The organism is Streptomyces sp. NPDC028928 (genome assembly GCF_055564915.1).
On the sequence record NZ_JBVHVI010000002.1, the window covers coordinates 152,859 to 173,563 of the forward strand.

General features: G+C 71.1%; 20 protein-coding genes. 12 read left to right on the forward strand and 8 right to left on the reverse strand.

The features are described from left to right. Nucleotides 1–29: 29 nt before the first annotated feature. A complete protein-coding gene (locus ACZ4U1_RS06535; protein WP_467900370.1) occupies nucleotides 30–980 on the forward strand; it encodes a GlxA family transcriptional regulator in 951 nt (316 codons plus the stop codon). An 84-nt stretch (nucleotides 981–1,064) separates the two neighbouring features. Here ACZ4U1_RS06535 and ACZ4U1_RS06540 read toward each other — a convergent pair whose 3' ends face one another. Further along, complete coding sequence (locus ACZ4U1_RS06540) at nucleotides 1,065–1,370, reverse strand: hypothetical protein (RefSeq protein WP_467900372.1); 306 nt, start codon at nucleotides 1,368–1,370, stop codon at nucleotides 1,065–1,067. Between the two features lie 149 nt (nucleotides 1,371–1,519). Here ACZ4U1_RS06540 and ACZ4U1_RS06545 point away from each other — a divergent pair, with 149 nt between their 5' ends. Further along, entirely contained in the window at nucleotides 1,520–1,945 is a 426-nt protein-coding gene (locus ACZ4U1_RS06545; protein ID WP_467900374.1) for an Hsp20/alpha crystallin family protein, read from the forward strand. Nucleotides 1,946–2,263: 318 nt separating this feature from the next. Then, on the forward strand, nucleotides 2,264–2,743 hold the full coding sequence (locus tag ACZ4U1_RS06550; protein WP_467900376.1) for a DUF2267 domain-containing protein: 480 nt from the start codon (nucleotides 2,264–2,266) through the stop codon (nucleotides 2,741–2,743). A 72-nt stretch (nucleotides 2,744–2,815) separates the two neighbouring features. Here the strand turns inward: ACZ4U1_RS06550 and ACZ4U1_RS06555 are convergent, their stop codons facing one another. After that, nucleotides 2,816–5,959 carry a DEAD/DEAH box helicase gene (locus tag ACZ4U1_RS06555; RefSeq protein ID WP_467900378.1) on the reverse strand — a complete coding sequence of 1,048 codons (3,144 nt, stop codon included), beginning with the start codon at nucleotides 5,957–5,959 and terminating at the stop codon, nucleotides 2,816–2,818. Nucleotides 5,960–6,054: 95 nt separating this feature from the next. Here ACZ4U1_RS06555 and ACZ4U1_RS06560 point away from each other — a divergent pair, with 95 nt between their 5' ends. Beyond that, complete coding sequence (locus tag ACZ4U1_RS06560; RefSeq protein ID WP_467900381.1) at nucleotides 6,055–7,128, forward strand: YDG/SRA domain-containing protein; 1,074 nt, start codon at nucleotides 6,055–6,057, stop codon at nucleotides 7,126–7,128. On the opposite strand, the gene ACZ4U1_RS06565 is transcribed toward ACZ4U1_RS06560, so the two are convergent. Then, nucleotides 7,125–8,138 carry a hypothetical protein gene (locus ACZ4U1_RS06565; protein ID WP_467900383.1) on the reverse strand — a complete coding sequence of 338 codons (1,014 nt, stop codon included), beginning with the start codon at nucleotides 8,136–8,138 and terminating at the stop codon, nucleotides 7,125–7,127. The genes ACZ4U1_RS06560 and ACZ4U1_RS06565 overlap by 4 nt on opposite strands. 118 nt (nucleotides 8,139–8,256) lie before the next feature. Between ACZ4U1_RS06565 and ACZ4U1_RS06570 the strand changes: the two genes are divergently transcribed. Continuing rightward, nucleotides 8,257–9,282 carry a permease gene (locus ACZ4U1_RS06570; RefSeq protein WP_467900385.1) on the forward strand — a complete coding sequence of 342 codons (1,026 nt, stop codon included), beginning with the start codon at nucleotides 8,257–8,259 and terminating at the stop codon, nucleotides 9,280–9,282. After that, complete coding sequence (locus ACZ4U1_RS06575) at nucleotides 9,279–9,986, forward strand: TIGR03943 family putative permease subunit (RefSeq protein WP_467900388.1); 708 nt, start codon at nucleotides 9,279–9,281, stop codon at nucleotides 9,984–9,986. Before ACZ4U1_RS06570 ends, ACZ4U1_RS06575 begins: the two co-directional genes overlap by 4 nt. Before the next feature lie 15 nt (nucleotides 9,987–10,001). Here ACZ4U1_RS06575 and ACZ4U1_RS06580 read toward each other — a convergent pair whose 3' ends face one another. Further along, complete coding sequence (locus tag ACZ4U1_RS06580) at nucleotides 10,002–11,474, reverse strand: glycoside hydrolase (RefSeq protein WP_467900391.1); 1,473 nt, start codon at nucleotides 11,472–11,474, stop codon at nucleotides 10,002–10,004. A 245-nt stretch (nucleotides 11,475–11,719) separates the two neighbouring features. Between ACZ4U1_RS06580 and ACZ4U1_RS06585 the strand changes: the two genes are divergently transcribed. After that, on the forward strand, nucleotides 11,720–12,508 hold the full coding sequence (locus ACZ4U1_RS06585) for a class E sortase (protein WP_467900393.1): 789 nt from the start codon (nucleotides 11,720–11,722) through the stop codon (nucleotides 12,506–12,508). Between the two features lie 4 nt (nucleotides 12,509–12,512). On the opposite strand, the gene ACZ4U1_RS06590 is transcribed toward ACZ4U1_RS06585, so the two are convergent. After that, nucleotides 12,513–13,910 (reverse strand): MFS transporter, encoded by a 1,398-nt coding sequence (locus ACZ4U1_RS06590; protein ID WP_467900395.1) that lies wholly within the window; start codon nucleotides 13,908–13,910, stop codon nucleotides 12,513–12,515. A gap of 100 nt (nucleotides 13,911–14,010) precedes the next feature. On the opposite strand from ACZ4U1_RS06590, the gene ACZ4U1_RS06595 reads away from it, so the two are divergent. The 4 genes from ACZ4U1_RS06595 to ACZ4U1_RS06610 all read left to right on the forward strand — a co-directional run bounded on the left by ACZ4U1_RS06595 (nucleotide 14,011) and on the right by ACZ4U1_RS06610 (nucleotide 16,715). Next, nucleotides 14,011–14,559: a winged helix-turn-helix transcriptional regulator gene (locus ACZ4U1_RS06595; protein ID WP_467901443.1), complete on the forward strand. Its 549-nt coding sequence runs from the start codon at nucleotides 14,011–14,013 to the stop codon at nucleotides 14,557–14,559. A 30-nt stretch (nucleotides 14,560–14,589) separates the two neighbouring features. After that, entirely contained in the window at nucleotides 14,590–14,913 is a 324-nt protein-coding gene (locus ACZ4U1_RS06600; RefSeq protein WP_467900397.1) for a DUF6412 domain-containing protein, read from the forward strand. Between the two features lie 97 nt (nucleotides 14,914–15,010). Beyond that, entirely contained in the window at nucleotides 15,011–15,721 is a 711-nt protein-coding gene (locus ACZ4U1_RS06605; RefSeq protein ID WP_467900399.1) for a YidC/Oxa1 family membrane protein insertase, read from the forward strand. Between the two features lie 136 nt (nucleotides 15,722–15,857). Continuing rightward, nucleotides 15,858–16,715 (forward strand): fumarylacetoacetate hydrolase family protein, encoded by an 858-nt coding sequence (locus tag ACZ4U1_RS06610; RefSeq protein ID WP_467900402.1) that lies wholly within the window; start codon nucleotides 15,858–15,860, stop codon nucleotides 16,713–16,715. A gap of 85 nt (nucleotides 16,716–16,800) precedes the next feature. On the opposite strand, the gene ACZ4U1_RS06615 is transcribed toward ACZ4U1_RS06610, so the two are convergent. The 3 genes from ACZ4U1_RS06615 to ACZ4U1_RS06625 all read right to left on the reverse strand — a co-directional run bounded on the left by ACZ4U1_RS06615 (nucleotide 16,801) and on the right by ACZ4U1_RS06625 (nucleotide 19,339). Then, nucleotides 16,801–17,667, reverse strand: a complete 867-nt coding sequence (locus tag ACZ4U1_RS06615; RefSeq protein ID WP_467900404.1) for an LLM class F420-dependent oxidoreductase — start codon at nucleotides 17,665–17,667, stop codon at nucleotides 16,801–16,803. Between the two features lie 95 nt (nucleotides 17,668–17,762). Further along, a complete protein-coding gene (locus ACZ4U1_RS06620; protein ID WP_467900407.1) occupies nucleotides 17,763–18,266 on the reverse strand; it encodes a heme-degrading domain-containing protein in 504 nt (167 codons plus the stop codon). Further along, nucleotides 18,266–19,339 carry a Gfo/Idh/MocA family protein gene (locus ACZ4U1_RS06625; RefSeq protein WP_467900409.1) on the reverse strand — a complete coding sequence of 358 codons (1,074 nt, stop codon included), beginning with the start codon at nucleotides 19,337–19,339 and terminating at the stop codon, nucleotides 18,266–18,268. Before ACZ4U1_RS06625 ends, ACZ4U1_RS06620 begins: the two co-directional genes overlap by 1 nt. On the opposite strand from ACZ4U1_RS06625, the gene ACZ4U1_RS06630 reads away from it, so the two are divergent. Further along, nucleotides 19,338–20,624: an ROK family transcriptional regulator gene (locus ACZ4U1_RS06630; RefSeq protein WP_467900412.1), complete on the forward strand. Its 1,287-nt coding sequence runs from the start codon at nucleotides 19,338–19,340 to the stop codon at nucleotides 20,622–20,624. The two genes, ACZ4U1_RS06625 and ACZ4U1_RS06630, sit on opposite strands and share 2 nt — an antisense overlap. Nucleotides 20,625–20,705 lie beyond the last annotated feature (81 nt).

Genomic DNA, 20,705 nt, shown 5'->3' on the forward strand with positions numbered 1-20,705 from the left:
TGATCCCACCGCACCCCTACCCTCTGGCCATGCACACCGTGGCCGTACTGGCGCTGGACGGCGTCATCCCGTTCGACCTCTCCGCCCCCGTCGACACCTTCGGCTGGGCCCGGCTGCCGGACGGCCGGGAGCCGTACCGGATCCGGGTGTGCTCGGTGCGGGAGGAAGTGAGCGCGGGTGCCTTCACGGTCCGGGCGCCGTACGGCCTTCAGGCGCTCGCGGAGGCCGACACGATCATCCTGCCGGGGGTCGCGGACCCACCGGAGACACTGCCGCCCGGGGTCGCCGAGGCGCTGCGGGCGGCGGCGGCGAACGGCACGCGGATCGCGTCGATCTGCGTGGGCGCGTTCCTCTTCGCGGCGACGGGCCTGCTGGACGGCCTGCGCGCGACGACCCACTGGATCGCGGCCCCGGACCTGGCCCGGCGTCACCCGGAGGTGACGGTGGACCCGAACGTCCTGTACGTCGACAACGGCCAGTTCCTGACCTCGGCGGGGGCCGCGGCCGCCCTGGACATGTGCCTGCACATGATCCGCAAGGACTTCGGCTCGGCCGTGGCCGCACACGCGGCCCGCATGTCGGTGATGCCGCTGGAACGGGAGGGCGGCCAGTCCCAGTTCATCGTGCACGACCTGCCCCCGGCCCCGGCCGGCACCACCCTCGAACCCCTCCTCGCCTGGCTGGAGGACCACTGCGACCGCGACCTGACACTGGCCGAGATCGCGGCGAAGGCCGGCATGAGCACCCGTACCCTCAACCGCCGCTTCCGGGAACAGACGGGCACCACACCACTCCAGTGGCTGCACCGGGCGCGGATCCGGCGGGCCCAGCACCTGCTGGAGACCACCGCGCACCCTGTGGAACGGATCGCCGGCCAGACGGGCTTCGGCTCCCCCACGGCGTTCCGGGAACGCTTCCGGAGGGTGGTGGGGACGAGCCCGCAGGCGTACCGGAGGTCGTTCCGGCCGGGGGTGTCGTAGCGGGGGGAGGGCGCGGATGCGGCCTCAGTCGCCCCGAGGGTCGGCGGGATGGGTTCGGTCGCCCCCGGGGTCGGCGAGGCGTGCTCAGTCGCCCCGGCGGTCGGCGACGGCCCAGGAGGCGAGGGCGACGGCACCGGCGACACCCAGGACGGACGGCCAGGCGCCGACCTTCTTGGCGAGCGGGTGGGACCCGGCGAACGCGGCGACGTACGCGGCGCTCAGCGCGCCCGCGGCCTTCCCGCCGGCCTGCGCCCGCCACTGCTGCGCGGCGGCGACCCCGGCCGCCGCCAGGACGACCCCGCCCAACTGCCGCTTCTTGGTCCAACGGGCGACGCCGTAGCCGCCGACGAGTCCGGTGGCGGCGACGACCGCGCTGGGAACCTTGGCCATGAGTGCCTCCTCGTATCCGCGTCGAGGCTAACGCGCAGGCGGAAGGGCAGGGGAACCCTGAGTCGAGGGTTGTCAACTTTCCGGCGCAGAGTTATATAAGAAGCCGTAGGGCATCGCATCCCAGTCCCTGAGGAGAGGAGTGACCTGTGATGCTCATGCGCACGGACCCGTTCCGCGATCTCGACCGGCTCACGCAGCAGCTCTTCGGCGCGACCACCCGCCCGGCCGCGATGCCGATGGACGCGTACCGCTCGGGGGACGAGTTCCTGGTCCACTTCGACCTTCCCGGCATCGACCCGGAGTCGATCGAACTCGACGTCGAGCGCAACGTCCTCAACGTCCGAGCCGAGCGCCGCGGCCCCGCTCCCGAGGACGCGGAGATGCTGGTCGCCGAACGCCCCACGGGCACCTTCACCCGCCAGCTGTTCCTGGGCGAGACCCTCGACACGGACCGCATCGACGCCTCGTACGACGCCGGCGTCCTGACCCTGCGCATCCCGGTGGCCGAACAGGCCAAGCCGCGCAGGATCCAGATCAGCGGCGGGGGCGACGACCGCAAGCAGATCAGCGGCTGAGCCAGGCAACCCCGGCACCGCCGGCCACCGGCGGCTCGCCGGGTAGGCCGGCACCCGCCAACCACCGGCGGCCCCGGCACACCCGACACGCACGCGTCCCGCGGCCCGAGCGGGCCCGGGACGCGGCAGCCTGCCGTACGGACCCAGCGACCTCACACCGCGGAGGCCACAGCACACCACATCCAGCCACAGCACCCCCACCCGACAACACGACCTCACCGGCCGCACACATTGGCCGAACTCCCGCTCATGCCCGCTGCGTTACGGGGTAGCCGGGCTTCCGGTGCCCCGAAGTGTCCCGGAGGAGGAGCCAGCACGATGACCGTGACGACCCCGCAGCCCAGAACCACCATCCCCACCCCGTCCCCGCGCCCGCGCGCCAAGGGCGAGGCGGAGGACACCGCCTGGCTGGAGCTGACCGAGGCGGTGCGTGACGCGGGCCAGTACCCGACGCGGGCGGAGGCGGAACGCGTCACCCGCATCGTCCTCTCGGCCCTGGGCGGCCACGTCACCGGCGACGAACGCGTCGCCCTGGCTCAGGCGCTCCCCCGCGAGGCGGGCCGCGTGATCGCCTCCCAGATCCCCGCGACCCACCCCCTGACAGCCCGCGAGTTCGTCGAGTCGGTCGCCACCCGCATAGAGGGCTCGACCCCCGCCACGGCCCGCTGGGACGTCAGCTCGGTCCTGAGTGTCCTGTCGACCCACATCGGCGAGTCCCTGACCACCCGCGTCCTGACCCAACTCCCCCCGGGCTACGCCCTCCTCTTCGGCCGGGCGGACCTGGCACCGACGGCATGACAGCGACGGGCGCCGCACACCTGGGCGGCGCCCGTCAACCCTTGCCCGCGGCATCCCAGACTTATCGCCCCGTCAGCTCGCGGTGATGGCTGAGTACGTCCACACGTCGGCCGGAAGCTCGTGCTTGAGGCGCCAAGTGATGGCCATCGGCTTGCTGCCCGTGTGCGTCACGTAGGTCGCGGGACCAAGGAGCATCCATGGTTGTGGCTTGCCCGTGTCCGTGTTCTTGTAGCGGCGCATGAACAACAGGACCTCACTGCCTCGCTGGGCGTGTTCCCGGTATCGCATGCCGGTGCCGGAGTCAGCGGCCGTCGAGTTCTGGGACTCCCAGTGGAAGAGCGTCGGGCTCAGCGCGTAGTCCTTGTACCGGACAGTCGGGGAGAAGTCCTTCTCGTTCTTCTCCAATGTGATGAGCAAGGCGTCCGTCTGGAGTTCCTCAACCCATTGCACGCCCTGCGCGAACGACCGGGGCATCTGGCCACCGAAGCGGGCCACGCCTAGCGCGGCGAGGATCTCGGAGCGGTTGTACGCGCTGTGGACCATCAGCGGAACGTTGCGGAGCCGGCCCGATAGCGGGATAGGGAAGTGGTCTGCCTGATCGATGACGTACGACAGCACTTGCCGCAGCTCGTCCCGGAACGGCCGCTGGGAACGCAACGACTCAAGGCCCTCTTCGAAGCTGGTGAAACCGCCGGCGTTGTCCCAGACGTTGAAGAACAGCATGCGGGCATACGACTGATCAGTTGGCCCCAGTTCCCCGTACGACGGGGCGTCGTCTTCGAGGAGGCGGAGGTAGGCCTGGGCGCGCTGGGGATCATCCACGTGGAGAAAGGCATGCACTCTCTTGAGTAGTGCCGCTTCACCCGCCGGCGCGACATCCTCGATCAGTCCGGCCCGGCGCAGGACGGTCGTCCAGGAGTTGTCGTTCTTGTACAGCTCCTTGATCTCCCGGCGACTCTCGCGGAGGTAGTCCGCGAGGCGCGGCGTGCTGTAGGCCTTGACCTCGCTCACCAATGTGCGGACGTTTGCGCCCAGTTGGCTCCGGATGTTGTCGAGAATGAGGTCCTTGGACTTGCCTTCCAGCAGGATTTGGCAGCCAGACGGCAGCTGGGGGAAGTCGTGCTCGATGTGCTCGACCAGCCGGTTCCGCGACAGGTTCGTCAGGGCCCGGAACTGTTCCTCGAAGCGGAACTCCGCTCGGTGCTGTCCGATGAAGTCGAGGACCGTGAGAACTGGCTTCCTCTCGGTACGCCTCAGGCCCCGTCCCAACTGCTGAAGAAAGATCTTCGCGCTGTTGGTGGGACGGAGGAGGAGAAGGGTGTCGACGTCGGGGATGTCGAGTCCCTCATTGAACAAGTCGACGGAGAAGATCACCTGCAGCTTGCCGTCACGCAGGTTATTCAGCGCCTGGGTGCGTACGTCAGCGGGCGAGTCGCTGTCCAGCGCCACGGCCTGGAACCCGGCCGTGGTGAAGAAGTCCACCATGAAGCGGGCGTGTCTCTTGCTGACGCAGAAGCCCAGCGCACGCATCGTCGCGGGGTTCGACACCTTGTCTCGGATCTGCTTCACCACAATCCGGGCCCGCGCGTCGTTGCCCGTGTAGAGGTTGTCGAGCTCCTGATCGGCGTACGTGCCCTTCTGCCAGCCCAGGTTCCTTAGATCTGTACCGTCTGGGATGCCGAAGTAGTGGAACGGGCACAGCAAATCGTTCTCGAGGGCCTCCCACAGTCGCATCTCGGCAGCGATGCGTCCCTCGAAGAACTCGTCTTGGACGTTGAGCCCATCCATCCGCTCGGGGGTCGCCGTCAGGCCGAGCAACTCCTTTGGCTTGAAGTGGTCGATAACCCGGCGATATGTGGCGGCGGTGGCGTGATGAAACTCGTCAATGACGATGATGTCGAAGTGATCCGGAGCCAGCTGCTCCAGCCGCCGGATGTTCAGCGACTGAACGCTGGCGAAGACGTGATTCCAATCCCGCGGATCCTGACCTGCGTGGAGCAGTTCCCCGAAGGAGGCGTCGTCCAGTACCTCCCGGTATGTACGCAGGGACTGGTTGAGGATCTCCTTGCGGTGGGCTACGAACAGCAACGTGGGTCGACCGTTGGTCGACTTTCTGCACAGACTGCGGTAGTCCAGCGCAGCCATCACGGTCTTCCCCGTGCCCGTGGCGGCAACAAGCAGATTGCGGCTCCGCCCACGAATCTCGCGTTCGACGTTGAGTCGTTCCAGCATGTCCCGCTGGTGCGGAAACGGGCGTACCTCTAGACCCGAAAGGTTGATCTTCAGGTCTGTGGTCGCAGCAGTGCCGCCTGCCTGAGCGAGCGCGCCATCCAGGCGTTCGCTATGGAAGTCGGGGTCGTACGTCTCGAAGGCGATGTCATTCCAGTACGCGTCGAACGTCGCCTCGAACTTGTCCAGGACAGCTGGTGTGGCGACCGATGACAGACGTACGTTCCACTCCAGGCCATCGAGTAGCGCAGCTTTGGACAGGTTCGAGCTGCCCACATAAGCGGTGTCGAAGCCTGAATGGCGGCGGAACAGCCAGGCCTTGGCATGCAGACGTGTGGAGCGGGTCTCGTAGTTGATTTTGACGGTGGCCCCGAAGTCACGGACGAGGCGGTCAAGCGCGTGACGGTCCGTGGCACCCATGTACGTGGTCGTGATGACCCGGATTTCCACGCCCCGGTCCTTTGCAGCGCGGAGAGCGTCCTCCAGGACCCGTATGCCGTACCACTTCACAAACGCGCAGAGCAGGTCGATGCGGTCAGCCGTGGCCAGTTCAGCCCTCAGTTCGGCCCCGAGACTGGGGTCGTCCGGAGCATTGGTGATCAACGCGGTCTCGGACAAAGGAGTGAGTGGGCGAATGGCGAAGACGCCCGGAGCTTCCTGCTTGGCCAGCGCGAGCAACTGACGAGGGCCCTCCGCGATGGCGCCGACCACCCCATCCTCTTCGGAGTCAGTGGCGTGCGGCGCCAACGAACGCATGATCGCGTTTGCTGCGTCGACCTGCTTGTCGTGCGGAAGTTGGCTCAGGTGGGTGCGGACCGCTTCGGCGATGTGGCGGGCGAGCACGTGCGGAGTGGACTCTTCGCTAACCTCGGCCTCCACCGCCTTCCAGCCGGCTGCGTCCAGCTGCTGCAAGCGGTCCTGCAAGTGACGGGTGACAAGCTCCTCGTACACACCTGCCACCGGCTGAGTCTGGTCTGACTGCGTCACGCCCGCCCCCTTGGTCCCTTTGCGACACGACCAGTTGTAACAGGGGCTACTGACAGCCTGCGCTTGCGTCACATTGCGAATCGAGAGTGACACAAGTGATCGATTTGTTTCAGTATGGCGTCGTGGGAGAACGAAAGATCGGTCACATAGACGGCATCGCTCCGGGGGCGGAGTTTCACCGCCGCGTGCAGGTGAAGCGCAACAACCTGCACAGCGACACCGTTAGGGGCATCTCAACCCTTGCAGATGAGGATGGCAGCCACATAGCGGACGCCATCGTCCTACACGGAGGATACGAGGACGATCACGACGACTGGGACAGCATCCGCTATACGGGCGCCTCACCTGACGTGGACAAGTACAAGATCAAGGGGGTGCCAAGGCTCCGGCGCAGTCAATCCTGGGACTATGCGGACAATGCCGCCCTGAAGCGGAGCTACGAACGCGGCCATCCGGTTCGGGTCATCCGTGGGTGGAAGGGTGACAAACGGTACTCGCCGATCGATTGCTACAGGTACGACGGCCTGTACTTGGTCACGGCCATCCGCACCGCCGTCGCACAGTCGCCGGCCCCCGACGGCGCGCCAGTCGAAATCTGCCAGTTCGACTTGAAGCGTCTCCCTGAAGACCACCAAGATCCGACCTCTCTGGAGCACCAGATCGCCGACTTGCTGGAACGGCGAGACGAACTGCCCGAGGAAAAGGCAGACCACGAGGGCACCGCGGACGAGTCCGAGGAGGAGGCGGAAGCCGAGGAGGAGGTCGCCCAGGGTGAGAAGTTCCCTGAGACGCGGACGGCTCGCGTCCAGCGTCTGGTCCGAGACGACGCAGTGATACGGAATGTGAAGAGGCTCTATGACGGAGAGTGCCAAGTGTGCGGCCTTCGCTTGCTCGGCCCGGACGGCAAGCCGTACAGCGAAGGCGCCCACATCCGGCCTCTGGGCAAGCCTCATCGGGGCCCTGATGTCGAGCCGAACGTCCTGTGCCTCTGCCCCAACTGTCACGTCCGCCTAGACATAGGCGCCATCGTCATCGAGGACGACTGGTCGATTGTCGTACGGGCAGGGGCTTTCGGCGTGGACGTTCGGCCGAAGCTCAAGCGGCACCGACAGCACAAGATCCACCTGGACTACCTCCGCTACCACCGTGAGTGGTGGTTGCGCCGTTAGTCCACCCCGTGACACTCCCCGTAACCCAACGCCGTCCCACACCAACACCCCGCCCCCTTCGGCGGCGGCCACCCCACAGCCCGCCCCCGAGCAGCCAAAGTCGTCGCATACTGCGGCAGCAGCGTCGCGTCCCCCGGGGAGGCTCCCTCCGACGCCGCGAAGGCCTCGTACGACGGGACCGTGCCCGTGACGATGCCGAGGTTGGGGGTGCCCGAGGCGGAGAGTTCGCGGAGGGAGGACTCTATGGTCGACAGGTGCTCGGCGTGGGAGGGGTACTCCGAGGACAGAGCGGGATACGCCGACAGCAGCTCCGACAGTTCCGGGGCCGGCCAGTGCAGCACCGCCACCGGGAAGGGGCGGGAGAGGGCCTCCCTGTAGGCGCCCAGTTCGGCTCGGAGGCGGGAGATCTCCGCCTCCAGTTCCGCCGGGTTGTCCGAGCCCAGGGACCACACGCGTTTCGGGTCGTGGAGTTCGTCCAGGGTGACGGAGGACGTGTGGAGGGTGTCGGCGAGGGTGTCCCAGTCGTCGTGCGGGAGGCCCAGCATGCGGCGGACGCGGTGACGGCCGTAGAGGAGGGGGTGGGTGGCGGGAGGGGGTTCCTCCACAGACCCCAGCAGGAGGTGGGCGGCCTCGCCGAACGTCTCCGCCGCCGCTTCCAGCTCGTCGTGGGATTCGAGGGCCTCGGCCACGATCACCCACGGGGCCGGGTCCCGGGGGGACGTCGTGCGGATGCCCTCGATGATCGCCCTCGCCTCGGCCTCATGGCCGTACTCCCACAGGTTCGACGCCTTCAGGGCGCGGACCAGGGCGGGGTTGTCCAGCCCTTCGGCGGACGACAGCAGGCGGTCGTAGAGGGCCGTCGCCGCGGGGCGGTCGCCGGACAGTTCCAGGTGGGCCGCCGCCCGGAGGAGGAGGGCCTCGGCGTCCTCGGGGTACAGGCCGGCGGTCCGCTCCAGGCGTGCCGCTTCGGCGGTGTGGTCGACGTTCTCGGCAGGCGTGTCGGGGCGCATGGGGGACACCGTACTGCCGGGCGATGACAAAAGTGAGGTGGCCCAGAGCCCCAGGGGCGTGCGATCCGGTAGGGATATCTGGATATCTTCGGTGCCGACATCTACACGCGGAGTCGGTATGCAGAAGACGGGTGCGCCGGTCGAGGACGGCCAGGCCCACGCCATGAGCGAGGCGGACCTGCGTGCCGAGCCGCCCCGCCACTGGCCCCTCCTCCTCGTCGGCGCCGCCGTCGTCCCCGGTGCCCTCCTCTTTTTCTTCGGGCGCTGGGGGGACGCCCCGGCCGTGCAGGCCTGGCGGACCGTGTGTCTGGCCGTCGTCGTGCAGGCGCTGCCGTTCCTGCTGCTCGGTACGGCCCTGTCCGGCGCGATCAACGCCTTCGTGCCGGAGGGGGTGTTCCACAGGATCCTGCCCAGGCGGCCTGTGTTCGCCGTACCCGTGGCCGGGGTCGCCGGGGTCGTGCTGCCGGGGTGCGAGTGCGCCTCCGTTCCGGTCGCCGGCAGTCTCATCAGCCGCGGTGTCACCCCGGCCGCCGCCTTCGCGTTCCTGCTCTCCGCGCCCGCCGTCAATCCCGTCGTGCTGACCGCCACCGCGATCGCCTTTCCCGGGAACCCGGCCATGGTGCTCGCCCGGCTGCTCGCCTCCCTCGCCACCGCCGTCGTCATGGGGTGGCTGTGGCTGCGGTTCGGGCGGGCCGAGTGGCTGCGGCCCGTCGTACGGCACACCGGGCATCAGGAGGGGAACAGCCGCCTCGACGAGTTCCGGCGCGGTTTCCAGCACGACTTCCTGCACGCCGGCGGGTTCCTGGTGCTCGGCGCCGTCGCCGCGGCCACCTTCAACGTCGCCGTCCCGCGCTCCGTGCTCGACACCTTCGCCGCCGCGCCCTGGCTGTCCGTGCTCTTCCTCGCCGGGCTCGCCGTGCTGCTCGCGGTGTGTTCGGAGGCCGACGCCTTCCTGGCCGCCTCGCTGGCCGGGTTCCCGCCGGTCGCGCGGCTGGCGTTCATGGTGGTGGGGCCCATGGTCGACCTGAAGCTCATCGCCCTGCAGGCGGGGACCTTCGGGCGGCCCTTCGCCGTACGGTTCTCCGCCGCCACCGTCGTCGTCGCCGTCGCGTGCAGCGCGCTGATCGGAGGGGTCCTGCTGTGAAACGGTCGCTTCAGGCGGGGCTGCTCGTCCTGTGCGGGCTCGGACTGCTGCACATCTCCCTCTTCACCGACCTCTGCCTGCGGTACGTCAAGGAGGGCATGCGGCCCCTGCTCATCGTCTCGGGAGCCGTCCTGCTCCTGCTCGGCATCGCGGGCGCCGTCCTCGACAGGGGAAAGGGGACCGAGGAGCACCACGGCCACTCCGGCGTGCCCCGGGTCTCCTGGCTGCTGCTCCTTCCCGCGCTCAGCCTCCTCTTCTACGCCCCACCCGCCCTCGGTGCCTACACCGCCGCCCGGCAGCCGGCGAAGGCCGTCGTGCACGACAGCGACTTCGGTCCGCTGCCCCGCACCTCGCCCCTGCCCATGACCCTCTCCGACTTCACCAGCCGGGTGCGGCAGGACCGGGGGCAGGCCCTCAAGGGGCGCACCGTCCGGATGACCGGGTTCGTCACGCCCGAGGGGGACGGGGTCTGGGAGCTGACCCGGATCATCCTCAACTGCTGTGCCGCCGACGCCCAGTCCGTGAAGGTACGGGTCTACGGCGGGCCCGCCCTGCCCGCCAACACGTGGGTGACGGTCACCGGGACCTGGCACCCGGGCGGGACCCTGGGCACCGGCTCCGCGGCGGTCGCGCTGGACGCCCGTACGGTCACCAAGGTGCCCCGGCCCGTGAACGGCTACCAGGACGCCCTGCCCCTGCAGTGAGTCCTCAGCGGCTCCTCACACCGTCACACCGTCCACCTGAAGCGTCTGCACCGACTTCGCCGCGAACGGCACGGACACCGACTTTCCGTTCAGATACGTGTCCGAGTGGGCCGTATAGCGGTCCCCGCCCGTCGTGACCGTGTTCCAGCGCGGGACCAGGCCGCCCGAGCCGCCGGTGACGGCGGTGAAGCGGGAGAGGTCGAAGGTCAGGGTCTGGGCGGCGGAGGAGGTGTTCGCCGCGACGATCACCAGGCGTTTCGCCGAGCGGTCCAGGGCCGCCGCCGCGTAGCTCACTCCGGTGTCCAGGATCGTCATGCCGGGGCGGATGTGGCGGGTGAACTGGGCGAGGACGTAGTACTTCGTCTGGACCGCGCCCGGCTGGAGCGTGTTCGGGTCGTACGCGATGGTCGCCCAGCCCGCGCTCGGGTCCATCACCTGCCAGTACACCCAGGCGGTGGGGTGCAGCCAGCGGAAGTCGTAGAGGAGGTTGCTCGCGGTCGTCATGCCGGTGGCGTCGCTGTCGCCGGTCTCCGAGTTCCACAGGGCCTTGCCGGCCGTGGTCACGACGTCCGTGTGGAGCAGGTCGCGGCGGCCGCCGGAGCCCTGGTAGCCGTGCACGTTGACCCGGTCGACGTAGCTCTTCGTGGTGGCGGAGAAGGAGTTCCAGGTGGTGCGGGCCAGGTCGTAACTCGTCTCGTCCGACGCGGCGATGCGGGTGCCGGTCAGGCCGCGTTTGTCCAGCTCGCTGCGCAGGTACGGCAGTACGGCCGCCTGCGTGCTCGCGTCGATGCGGCAGCCCTCCTGGGTGCCGGTGGCCGTCCACCACGACGAGGACGGCTCGTTGAAGGCCTCCACGGTCGCGAAGGTCACGCCCCAGTGCTGTTTGGCGTACAGGGCGACGGCGGCGAGGTGGGAGGCGTGCTGGCGGTGGTTCCAGGACTGGAGGTTGTTGCCGCCGTCGGCCGCGCCGGACGGGTTGTGGTTGGAACACATCCACCACATGGGCGAGTTGGCGAAGAGTTCGGAGACGGCTCCGCGCTGGGTGGCCTTCACGAGCATGGCCCGCTGGGTCGCGTCCGCCGTCCATTTCCAGGCCGTGGAGGCCGGGTCCTCGTTCGTCCAGTCCTGCCAGTAGCCCTCGATCTGCTTGAAGGAGGGGATGTTGGGGGAGACGGCCATCGACTCGCCGCCCACGCTGTTCCAGCTGCACGCGCCCAGGTTGTAGCGGGCGATGTTCAGGCCGAGGCCGGGCAGCGAGGTGCCGTTGTACGTCGTGTTCCTGGTCGTGAAGAAGATGTCGGCGAAGTCGTCCCGTGCGCCGAAGACGTTCGCCCACCAGGCCAGGGAGGTGCCCCAGCCCTCCCAAGTGCCGTAGGTGGCGGCCGGGTTGACGGCGACTGTCGCGTCCGCCCGGGCGGTGCCCGTGGCGAGTGCGCTGCCGAGGAGGCCGCCTCCCGCGGCGGCCAGCAGTGTTCTGCGTCGGATCATGGGTCGTTCGCTGCCTCTCCGTGCGGCTCGGGCACCGCGTTCCTGGGCGCGGTGCCGACTCGTCGTCCCCCCGGCATGCCAACAGGAAGCATCGGGGGTGCCGGACGGCGTTGTCGAGGGTTGCGACGGCGCTTTCTCGAACCCCTTTCTCAAACCCGTTGAGGAAGCCTGTCCGCCCCTTCTGTATGGCCAGTCGAGGGCGCTGCGCCTATCGTGCGGGCGGCTTTCGGTGGAGGTGGGCGCGGATGCGGACTGCGGCGGGCGTGCGGGTCGTACGGCACAGCGATCGACGCAGGAGCGCCCGGCGCAGACGGGTGCTGTGGACCGGGGGCGAGGTGCTCGTGACGGCCGGGCTGGTGCTCCTGCTGCTCGTCGTGCACCAGGTGTGGTGGACCAACCGGGAGGCCCGGCGCGGGGCGGAGCGCACGGTGGCGGCGCTGGAGCGGGAGTGGGGCAGTGGTACGGCGACTGGACCGAGTGCCTCTCCCGGCCGTTCCGGTACGCCCGCCGCCCCCGAGTCCGCCGTCCCCGGCACCTCCCCCGGGCCCCGGCGTTCGTACACCCCCGCGACCCTGCCCCGGCGCTCCCAGGCGTACGCCGTGCTCACCATCCCCCGGCTGCACCTGCGCGTCCCCGTCGCCGAGGGCGTGAGCAGGGCGGACGTGCTGAACAAGGGGTACGTCGGCCACTACCGCGGCACCCAGCAGCCGGGCCGTGCCGGGAACTTCGCGCTCGCCGGGCACCGGAACACGCACGGCGAGCCCTTCCGGTACCTGCCCCGGCTGCGGCGCGGGGACGCGATCGAGGTGGAGACGCGGTCGGCGACGTACACGTACGACGTCGACCAGGTCCTGCCGCGCACCTCGGCCGGGGACGCGGGGGTCCTCCGGCCCGTGCCGCGCTCGCTCGTCCGGCCCGGGTACGGGTACGACGACCCGGGCTCCTACCTCACCCTGACCACCTGCACCCCCGAGTTCACCTCCCGGTACCGGCTGGTGGTGTGGGCGAAGCTGGTGTCCGTGCGGCCCAGGTGAGCACTCACCCGTCGGTTCGCCCCCGCAGCGCCAGCACGCTCACCGCGCCCGCCACCGCCAGCCCCGCCGACACCAGCAGTGCGCTGTCCGCACCCCGGGCCAGGCCGTCGGCCGAGGTGGCGACGGCGATGGTCAGGGCCACGCCGGCGCAGGAGCCGATGTAGCGGAAGGTCTGCTGGGCGCCGGAGCCCATCGCGGCCCGCCCGGGCGGCACCGACTCGACGGCGAGCAGCGGCAGCGCGCCGTTGAGCAGGCCGCTGCCGAGGCCGCCGACGATCAGGCCGGGCAGCAGGCGGGGCCAGGAGCCGGAGCCGAGGGCGCCGAGCATCGTCACCGCGGCGACCGTGTGCAGGGTGAAGCCGACGGCGAGCTGGGTGCGCGGGGCGATCCGGCCGGCCAGGTGTTTGACCTGGAGGGCGACGGCGAAGCTCAGCCCGGACCAGAGCAGGAACAGCCACGCCGTGGCGAGCGGGGAGAGCCCGAGCGCCTGCTGGAGCAGCGCCGGCAGAAAGCTGAACAGGCCGATCACGGCGAGTCCGGTGAACAGGCCGCCCGCGGAGGAGGCCAGGAAGGGGGTGTGGCGCAGCAGCCCGAGGTCGATCATCGGCGTGCCGGTCCGGCGCTCCACCACGACGAAGGCGGCGACCAGGACGACGGCCGCCGCGAACAGCAGCCCGACCGGGGCGCGCAGCCAGCCGTCCCGGCCCAGGGTGAGGGCCGCGACCAGGGCCACCAGGGTCAGGCCGAAGGTGAGCGCGCCGAGCGCGTCCGGCCGGCCGCCGCGCGGGGCGCGTGACTCGGCCAGCGCCCGGGTGCCGAGCGCGGCCACGACGAGGGCGGCGGCGCCGAGGACGGCGTAGCCGGCCCGCCAGTTCGGCAGGGCGCCCGCGAGCAGCGGGCCGACGGCGATGCCGCCGCTGACGAAGGCGCCCCACACCCCGGTGGCGTGCAGCCGGCCGCGCGGGCTGGGGAAGGCGTGCACGATCAGGCCGAGGGCGCTGGCCAGCAGGGCCGCGCTGGCCGCGCCCTGGGCGACGCGGGCCAGGGTGAACTGCCAGGTCGACGTGGTGAGGGCGCCGAGGGCGGTGGTGAGGCCGAGGCCCAGGGTGCCGGCGAGGAAGATCCGCCGCCGGCCGTGGTCGTCGGCGAGGCTGCCGGCCACCAGCAGGAGGGCGGCGAGGCCGAGGGGGGCGCCGTTCAGCAGCCAGGCCTGGGCGGAGAGCGGGGTGTGCAGGGCCCTCGCGGTGTCCGGCAGCGTGACCATCGGGGCCGTGTACGTCATGAGGGCCACGGCGGTGGCCGCGCTGGTCAGGGCGAGGGTGGCGCGGGGGTGTACGGGGGAGTTCCGGGGGGTGGCGGTGCGTACGGGTGCCGGGGTGGCGGCGGAGTCGAGCCGGGGCATGGCTGTCCTGTCCTGTCGGTTCTGTCATTGAACTGAGCCGTCTCCGGTACCGTAACACCTAAGGTTCGTTCACTGAACCCATGCGCGGCCGGTGGTTACAGTGGAGGGCATGGCACTGGGCAAGGACTACGTGACGCAGGAGTGCTCCATCGCCCGCGCGCTGGAGGTCGTCGGCGAGCGGTGGACGCTGCTCGTCGTCCGCGACGCGATCTACGGCGTCCGGCGCTACAACGACTTCCTCGTCCACCTCGGCATCCCGCGCGCCGTCCTCTCGGCCCGGCTGCGGACGCTCACCGAGGAGGGCATCCTCGAAAAGCGCCGGTACCAGGCGACCCCGCCCCGGGACGAGTACGTCGTCACCGAACGCGGCGCCGCCCTCTGGCCCGTGCTGCGCGCACTCGGCCACTGGGGGCGCGAGCACGTCGACGCGAGCCGGCTGCGCTCCTTCCGGCACGCGGACTGCGGCGGGGAGGTCGAGCCGTACGGAAAATGCGCGGCCTGCGGAACTCCGGTGCCGGTCGGGGACGTTGTCATGGTGCCGGGGCCGGAACTCGACCCCGCCCCGGCGGATCCGGTCAGCAGGGCGCTGCTGCGGCCGAAGCGGCTGCTGGAGCCCCTGGAGACCGATCCGGTGCACCCGGCATACTGACAGAACGTCACAGGAAGGGGGGATGTGCTGATGACCGGCCGCGCCGGCGCCGCGCGCCCCCTCGCCCTCCTGCTGCTCCTGGCGCAGTTGCTGCTACTCCAGGCCGCGCTCCTCGGCACCGGCGGCCTCAGCACCGCCGTCGCCCTCGCCGCGACCGCCACCGCGGCCGCCGCCCTTGCCGCCTGCGCCCTGCTGTCCGCGCGCAGCGTGCCCGCCGTACCGCCCACCCGCGTCCGCACGGCGATACGCGACCGGGCCCGCCGTACGGCCTTCCTGCCCCAGCGCGATCCCGACGCGCCCGGCCGGAGGCGGCCCAGAGCACCCGGGCTCTCCGGTCCGGCGACCGCCGCGTAGGGCACGTCCTCATACCTCTCAGCGCGTGACCCCGCGCGGCTCGTCATGCCGTTCTCCGCTCCTTTCCGGCACGACGAGACCCTCGGAGGGCTCACCCATGTCCGTTTTCGCCCGCCTGGTCGAGCAGCTGGCCGACCTGCTGACCCCGCTCTTCCACGCCTCCGCGGCAGCCGCCGCGATCGTCCTGTTCACCGCGCTCGTACGACTCCTCGTCCACCCGCTGTCCCGGGCCGCCGCCCGCGGCCGGAAGGCCCAGGCCGCGCTCCAGCCGAGAATCGCCGAACTGCGCCGCAAGCACGCCAAGGACCCGCAGCGGCTCCAGCGGGCGGTGCTGGAACTGCACACCCAGGAGAAGGTCTCGCCGTTCTCCGGCTGTCTGCCCAGCCTGCTCCAGCTGCCCGCGTTCTTCCTGCTCTACCACCTCTTCTCCAGCTCCACGATCGGCGGCGAGAGCAACGGCCTGCTCGGTCACCGGCTGCTCGCGGCACCGCTCGGCGGCCGCTGGACCGACGCCCTGACGGACGGCGGGGTGTTCGGCCCGGCCGGACTGGTCTACCTCGGCCTCTTCGTCGTCGTCACGGCCGTCGCCACCGTCAACTACCGGCGCGCCCGGCGCACGACGGCCGTGCAGCCGGTCCCGGCCGGCCCCGCGGGCGAGGTGCCCGCCCTTGCCGCGGTCACCCGGTTCCTGCCGTTCCTGTCCTTCTTCACCCTCGTCACCGTGGCGGTGGTCCCGCTCGCCGCCGCGCTGTACGTCGTCACGAGCACGGCCTGGAGTTCGGCGGAACAGGCCCTGCTGTCCCGCTGAGCGGTGACGGCCGTCCGGTTACGGTCCAGTACGTGAACAGGGTCTTGCGGACTGGACAGGGGAATTGGAGGATCGGCCAGTCCTCCGATGGCTGCACCCATCGGTCGGGCGCCCGCGATCGAGGGAGATTGTGACCATGAAGCTGCTGCGAGTCGGTACGGCAGGGGCGGAGCGCCCCGCGCTGCTCGACGCCGGGGGAACCCTCAGGGACCTGTCGGGCCTCGTGGACGACATCGACGGTGCGCTCCTCGCCGACGACACCGCGCTGGACCGGGTACGGGCGGCGGCCGAGGCCGGTGAGCTGCCCGCGCTGGACGCGGCCGGCCTCCGGATCGGCCCCCCGCTCGGCCGCATCGGCAAGGTGGTGTGCATCGGGCTCAACTACCACGACCACGCCCGCGAGACGGGCGTCGAGCCGCCGCCCGAGCCGGTGGTCTTCCTCAAGGCGCCGGACACGGTCGTCGGGCCGAACGACACGGTGCTCGTGCCGCGCGGCTCGGCCAAGACCGACTGGGAGGTCGAACTCGCGGTCGTCATCGGCCGTACGGCCCGCTACCTGAACTCCGCCGAGGAGGGCCTCGCCCATGTCGCCGGGTACGCGGTGGCGCACGACGTCTCCGAGCGGGAGTTCCAGATCGAGCGCGGCGGGACGTGGGACAAGGGCAAGAACTGCGAGACGTTCAACCCGCTGGGTCCGTGGCTGGTGACGGCCGACGAGGTCCCGGATCCGCAGCGGCTGTCGCTGAAGCTGTGGGTGAACGGGGAGCTGAAGCAGGACGGTACGACGGCCGAGCAGATCTTTCCTGTGGGGGAGGTCGTGCGGTACCTCAGCCACTTCATGACGCTGTACCCCGGGGATGTCATCAATACGGGGACGCCGGCGGGGGTGGCCATGGGGCAGCCCGAGCCGAAGCCGTATCTGCGGGGCGGGGATGTGGTGGAGCTGGAGATCGGGGGGCTCGGTCGGCAGCGGCAGGAATTGAAGCACGCCTGAGGGGGTGGGGGCTGCGCGAGTACGGCGGCCGCGGGCTCGTCGTGGCTTCTCGCGCAGTTCCCCGCGCCCCTCTGAGCAGGACCGGTCACCCGAGCAGCGAGGCCAGGCGGCGCCATTCCTCCCTCGGGAGGGTGTCGTCCGTGTTCGCCGTGACCACCTGGAGGGCCACGTGGTCGGCGCCTGCCTCGTGGAAGGCGGTGATCCGGTCACGGATCCGGTCTTCGTCGCCCCAGGCGAAGACCGCGTCGATGAGGTGGTCGCTGCCGCCGTCGGCGACGTCGGTCTCGGTGAAGCCGAGGCGGAGGAAGTTGTCGGTGTAGTTGGGGAGTTGCAGGTAGCGGGCCAGGTAGGCGCGGGCCGTCTCCCGGGCGCGGGCCGGGTCGGGCTCCAGGATCACCTTGAACTCGGGGGCCAGCAGCGGCTCTTCACCGAGGATCTCGCGGGCCCGGGCGGTGTGCTCGGGCGTGACCAGGTAGGGGATCGCGCCGGCCGCACGGTCGCCGGCCAGGCCCAGCATCCTGGGGCCGAGGGCGGCGAGGACGCGGCGGTCGGCCGGGACTCCCGCCTTGTCCAGCTCGTCCAGGTAGCCGACCATGGCCGCGTACGGGCGGCGGTAGCCCTGCACCAGCGGGCCGTGGCTCACGCCGAGGCCCAGCGCGAAGCGGCCGGGATGAGCCGCCTCCACTTTCAGGAAACCGGCCGCCGTCGTGGCGGCGTCCTGCTGCCAGACGCTCTGGATGCTGGTGCCGACGACGACGCGCCGCGTCGCCGCGATGAGCGGGGCCGCGTGGTCCACGGTGCTGTTGCCGCCCAGCCAGACGGCGCCGTACCCGAGTTCCTCCAGTTCGGCGGCGGCCTCGGCCAGTTCACCGCGCCGGTCCGGGTCCTCCGAGCGCAGTTCGTGGCTCCAGATGCCGTGACGGCCGACGGTCTCCTTCAGCGAAGCGGTCATCGGGGTGGTCCCTCCGGTGGGTGGGTGCTGCTGTGATCATCACGTCTTCCGTCACAGCCAACCGGAGGGCGTCCCGGCTGATTCCCGCCGTCCGTTCAGCCGGCTGAGCGGTCCAGGAACACCTCCAGTGCCTCCACCACGAACCGGTGGTCCTGGAGCTGGGGCAGGCCGGAGACGGTCACCGCGCCGATCACGCCCACGCCCTCGACCGTGATCGGGAAGGATCCGCCGTGCGCCGCGTAGGTGTCCGGGTCCAGGCGGGAGGCCTCCTCGAAGGTTGTGCCCTTGGCCCGGAAGCGGGCGCCGACCAGGTAGGAGGAGGCGCCGTAGCGCTCCACCACCCGGCGCTTGCGGGCGATCCAGGCGTCGTTGTCCGGGGTGGAGCCCGGCAGGGCGGCGTGGAAGAGCTGCTGGCCGGCGCGGTGGATGTCGATGGCGACCGGCGCCTGGCGCTCCCGGGCCAGCTCCACCAGGAGGGCGCCGAGGGCCCAGGCGTCCTCGTAGGTGAACTGCCGGAAGACCAGGCGGCGTTGCTGTGCCTCCAGTTCCTCGACGGACGGGGTCAGTTCGGGTGTGTTCCGGGGTGTGATCTGGGGCATCAGAGGGTCACCGTCACCTTGTCGCGGGCGGACCTGCGGGCCGCTTCCAGTACGTCGAGCGCGGCGGCCGCCTCCAGGGCGGTCACCGGGTTGGGGCCGGCGCCGCGCAGGGCGTCGGCGACGGCCGCGTAGTAGGCGGGGTAGTCACCGGGGAGGGTCGGCACGGGGGTGCCGCCGCCGCTCAGCGGGGACTCACCGGAGCCGATACGACCCCACAGGGACTCGTCCTCGGCGCCCCAGTCGGCGATGGTGCCGGGGCGGCTGCCCTCGCGCAGGGCCGCTTCCTGGGGGTCCAGGCCGTACTTGACGTAGCCCGCGCGGGAGCCCAGCACCCGGAAGCGGGGGCCGAGCTGGGCGGCGGTCGCGGAGACGTAGAGGTGGGAGCGGACGCCGCTCGCGTGGGTGAGCGCGATGAAGGTGTCGTCGTCGGTCTCGGCGCCGGGGCGGCGGATGTCCGTCTCGGCGTAGACCTCGGTGGCCGGGCCGAAGAGGACCAGGGCCTGGTCGACGACATGGCTGCCGAGGTCGTAGAGCAGACCTCCGATCTCTGCCGGGTCGCCGGACTCGCGCCAGCCGCCCTTGGGCTGGGGGCGCCAGCGCTCGAAGCGGGACTCGAAGCGCCAGGCGTCGCCGAGTTCGCCGTCCGCGAGGAGCCGGCGGAGGGTCAGGAAGTCGTTGTCCCAGCGGCGGTTCTGGAAGACCGAGAGGAGCAGACCGCGCTCCTCGGCGAGGGCGGCGAGCGTGCGCGCCTCGGCGGCGGTGCCGGCGACCGGCTTGTCCACGACCACCGGCAGGCCGGCCTTGAGGGCGGCCGTGGCCAGCGGGACGTGCGTCTTGTTCGGGGAGGCGACGACGACCAGGTCCAGCTCGTCCGCGCGGTCGAACAGCTCCTCGGCGGTGGCGGCGAGCGTCACGTCCGGGAACTCGGCGCGGGCCTGCTGCTGCCGCTCCGGGTTCGAGGTGACCACGGTGTCCAGGGCGAGGCCCTCGGTGGCGGCGATCAGCGGGGCGTGGAAGACGGAGCCGGCGAGGCCGTAGCCGATCAGGCCGACGCGGAGGGGGGTAGCAGTCATGCCTCCACTTTGGCAACGCTGTTGCGAAAGTGCAAGCGGTGGGGAGAATGGGGCTGTGAAGAGGGTGAACGCGCCGACGACAGGGCCAGGTACGTCAGGGACGGGGACGGGGCCGAGGAGTGGCGGGGCCGTCGCCGGGGTGAACCTGGGGGCGCTGCGCAGCCACAACGCGGCGCTGGTGCTGGGGCTGCTGCGGGACGCCGGTGCGGAAGGCATCAGCCGGCTCGAACTGGCCGAGCGCACCGGGCTCACCCCGCAGGCCGTCAGCAAGATCACCGCACGGCTGCGGGAACAAGGGCTCGCCGCGGAGGCCGGACGGCGGGCGTCGACCGGGGGCAAGCCGCGGACCGTGCTCCGGCTGGTGCCGGAGGCGGGGCACGCGGTCGGGGTCCATCTGGACCGCGACGAGCTGCGGGTGGTGCTCGTGCATCTGGACGGGGCCGTGGTGGCGGAGCGGTGCGAGGAACTGGATCTGGGGGCGGGGGCGGAGGCCGTGCTGGGGGCGGTGACCGCGGCGGTGCGTGAGGTGGCCGGGGCTTCGGGCGCGGGTGGCGGTTCCCCGGCCGGCGGAGGGGACGGTCCTGTCGCCGGTGGCGGGGGGCTTGGCGGGGCCGGGTCCCTGGTGGGGGTGGGGGTCGCGCTGCCCGGGCCGTTGGACCATGCGCGCGGGGTGCTGCACCGGGTCACCGGGTTCCCCGAGTGGGACGGCTTTCCGCTGCGGGACGCGCTCGCGGAGCGGCTGGGCGTGCCGGTGGTGGTGGACAAGGACACCAACGCGGCGGCGCTCGGGCTGGCGGTCTGCGGGGAGACGGGCGTCGCGGGCCGGTCCTTCGCCTATCTGCACCTCGGTACCGGGCTCGGCGCCGGGCTGGTGATCGGCGGGAGCGTGCACCGGGGTGCGCGGACCGGGGCGGGGGAGTTCGGGCACCAGGTCATCCAGCTGGACGGGCCGCTGTGCGAGTGCGGGAACCGGGGGTGCGTGGAGGTGCTGTGCCTCGGGGCGGCGGCGCGGGGGGACGTGGCCGAGGCGGCGCGGGTGCTGGGGGTGGCCGCCGGGAATCTGGTGGGGCTGCTGGACATCGATGTGGTGCTGCTCGGGGGGCGGACCGTGGCCGGGGCGCCCGAGGCGTACGTGCGGGGGGTGGGGGACGTGCTGGGGGAGCGGGCTCGGCGGGAGGGGGTGCGTGGGGGTGCCGTGCGGATCGCTCCGCGGGGGGAGCGGTTGGTGGCTGAGGGAGCTGCGCAGTTGCTGTTGGCGCCGTTGTTCGGCCGCGGGGATGCGTGACGGGCGTGTTCGGGTGCCCTGTGCTGCGGCTGGGCGGGGGTGGGTCTCGCCTGCCCGCAGGCAGGCGTCGGCAGTAGCGCC

Bases quoted from the DNA above. Each gene is read 5' to 3' on its own strand.
- ACZ4U1_RS06570 (WP_467900385.1), top strand. From the start codon at position 8,257: ATGCAGAAGACGGGTGCGCCGGTCGAGGACGGCCAGGCCCACGCCATG.
- ACZ4U1_RS06565 (WP_467900383.1), bottom strand. From the start codon at position 8,138: ATGCGCCCCGACACGCCTGCCGAGAACGTCGACCACACCGCCGAAGCG.
- ACZ4U1_RS06605 (WP_467900399.1), top strand. From the start codon at position 15,011: ATGTCCGTTTTCGCCCGCCTGGTCGAGCAGCTGGCCGACCTGCTGACC.
- ACZ4U1_RS06630 (WP_467900412.1), top strand. From the start codon at position 19,338: ATGCCTCCACTTTGGCAACGCTGTTGCGAAAGTGCAAGCGGTGGGGAG.
- ACZ4U1_RS06545 (WP_467900374.1), top strand. From the start codon at position 1,520: ATGCTCATGCGCACGGACCCGTTCCGCGATCTCGACCGGCTCACGCAG.
- ACZ4U1_RS06550 (WP_467900376.1), top strand. From the start codon at position 2,264: ATGACCGTGACGACCCCGCAGCCCAGAACCACCATCCCCACCCCGTCC.
- ACZ4U1_RS06540 (WP_467900372.1), bottom strand. From the start codon at position 1,370: ATGGCCAAGGTTCCCAGCGCGGTCGTCGCCGCCACCGGACTCGTCGGC.
- ACZ4U1_RS06610 (WP_467900402.1), top strand. From the start codon at position 15,858: ATGAAGCTGCTGCGAGTCGGTACGGCAGGGGCGGAGCGCCCCGCGCTG.
- ACZ4U1_RS06590 (WP_467900395.1), bottom strand. From the start codon at position 13,910: ATGCCCCGGCTCGACTCCGCCGCCACCCCGGCACCCGTACGCACCGCC.
- ACZ4U1_RS06585 (WP_467900393.1), top strand. From the start codon at position 11,720: ATGCGGACTGCGGCGGGCGTGCGGGTCGTACGGCACAGCGATCGACGC.
- ACZ4U1_RS06600 (WP_467900397.1), top strand. From the start codon at position 14,590: ATGACCGGCCGCGCCGGCGCCGCGCGCCCCCTCGCCCTCCTGCTGCTC.
- ACZ4U1_RS06625 (WP_467900409.1), bottom strand. From the start codon at position 19,339: ATGACTGCTACCCCCCTCCGCGTCGGCCTGATCGGCTACGGCCTCGCC.
- ACZ4U1_RS06615 (WP_467900404.1), bottom strand. From the start codon at position 17,667: ATGACCGCTTCGCTGAAGGAGACCGTCGGCCGTCACGGCATCTGGAGC.
- ACZ4U1_RS06620 (WP_467900407.1), bottom strand. From the start codon at position 18,266: ATGCCCCAGATCACACCCCGGAACACACCCGAACTGACCCCGTCCGTC.
- ACZ4U1_RS06535 (WP_467900370.1), top strand. From the start codon at position 30: ATGCACACCGTGGCCGTACTGGCGCTGGACGGCGTCATCCCGTTCGAC.
- ACZ4U1_RS06580 (WP_467900391.1), bottom strand. From the start codon at position 11,474: ATGATCCGACGCAGAACACTGCTGGCCGCCGCGGGAGGCGGCCTCCTC.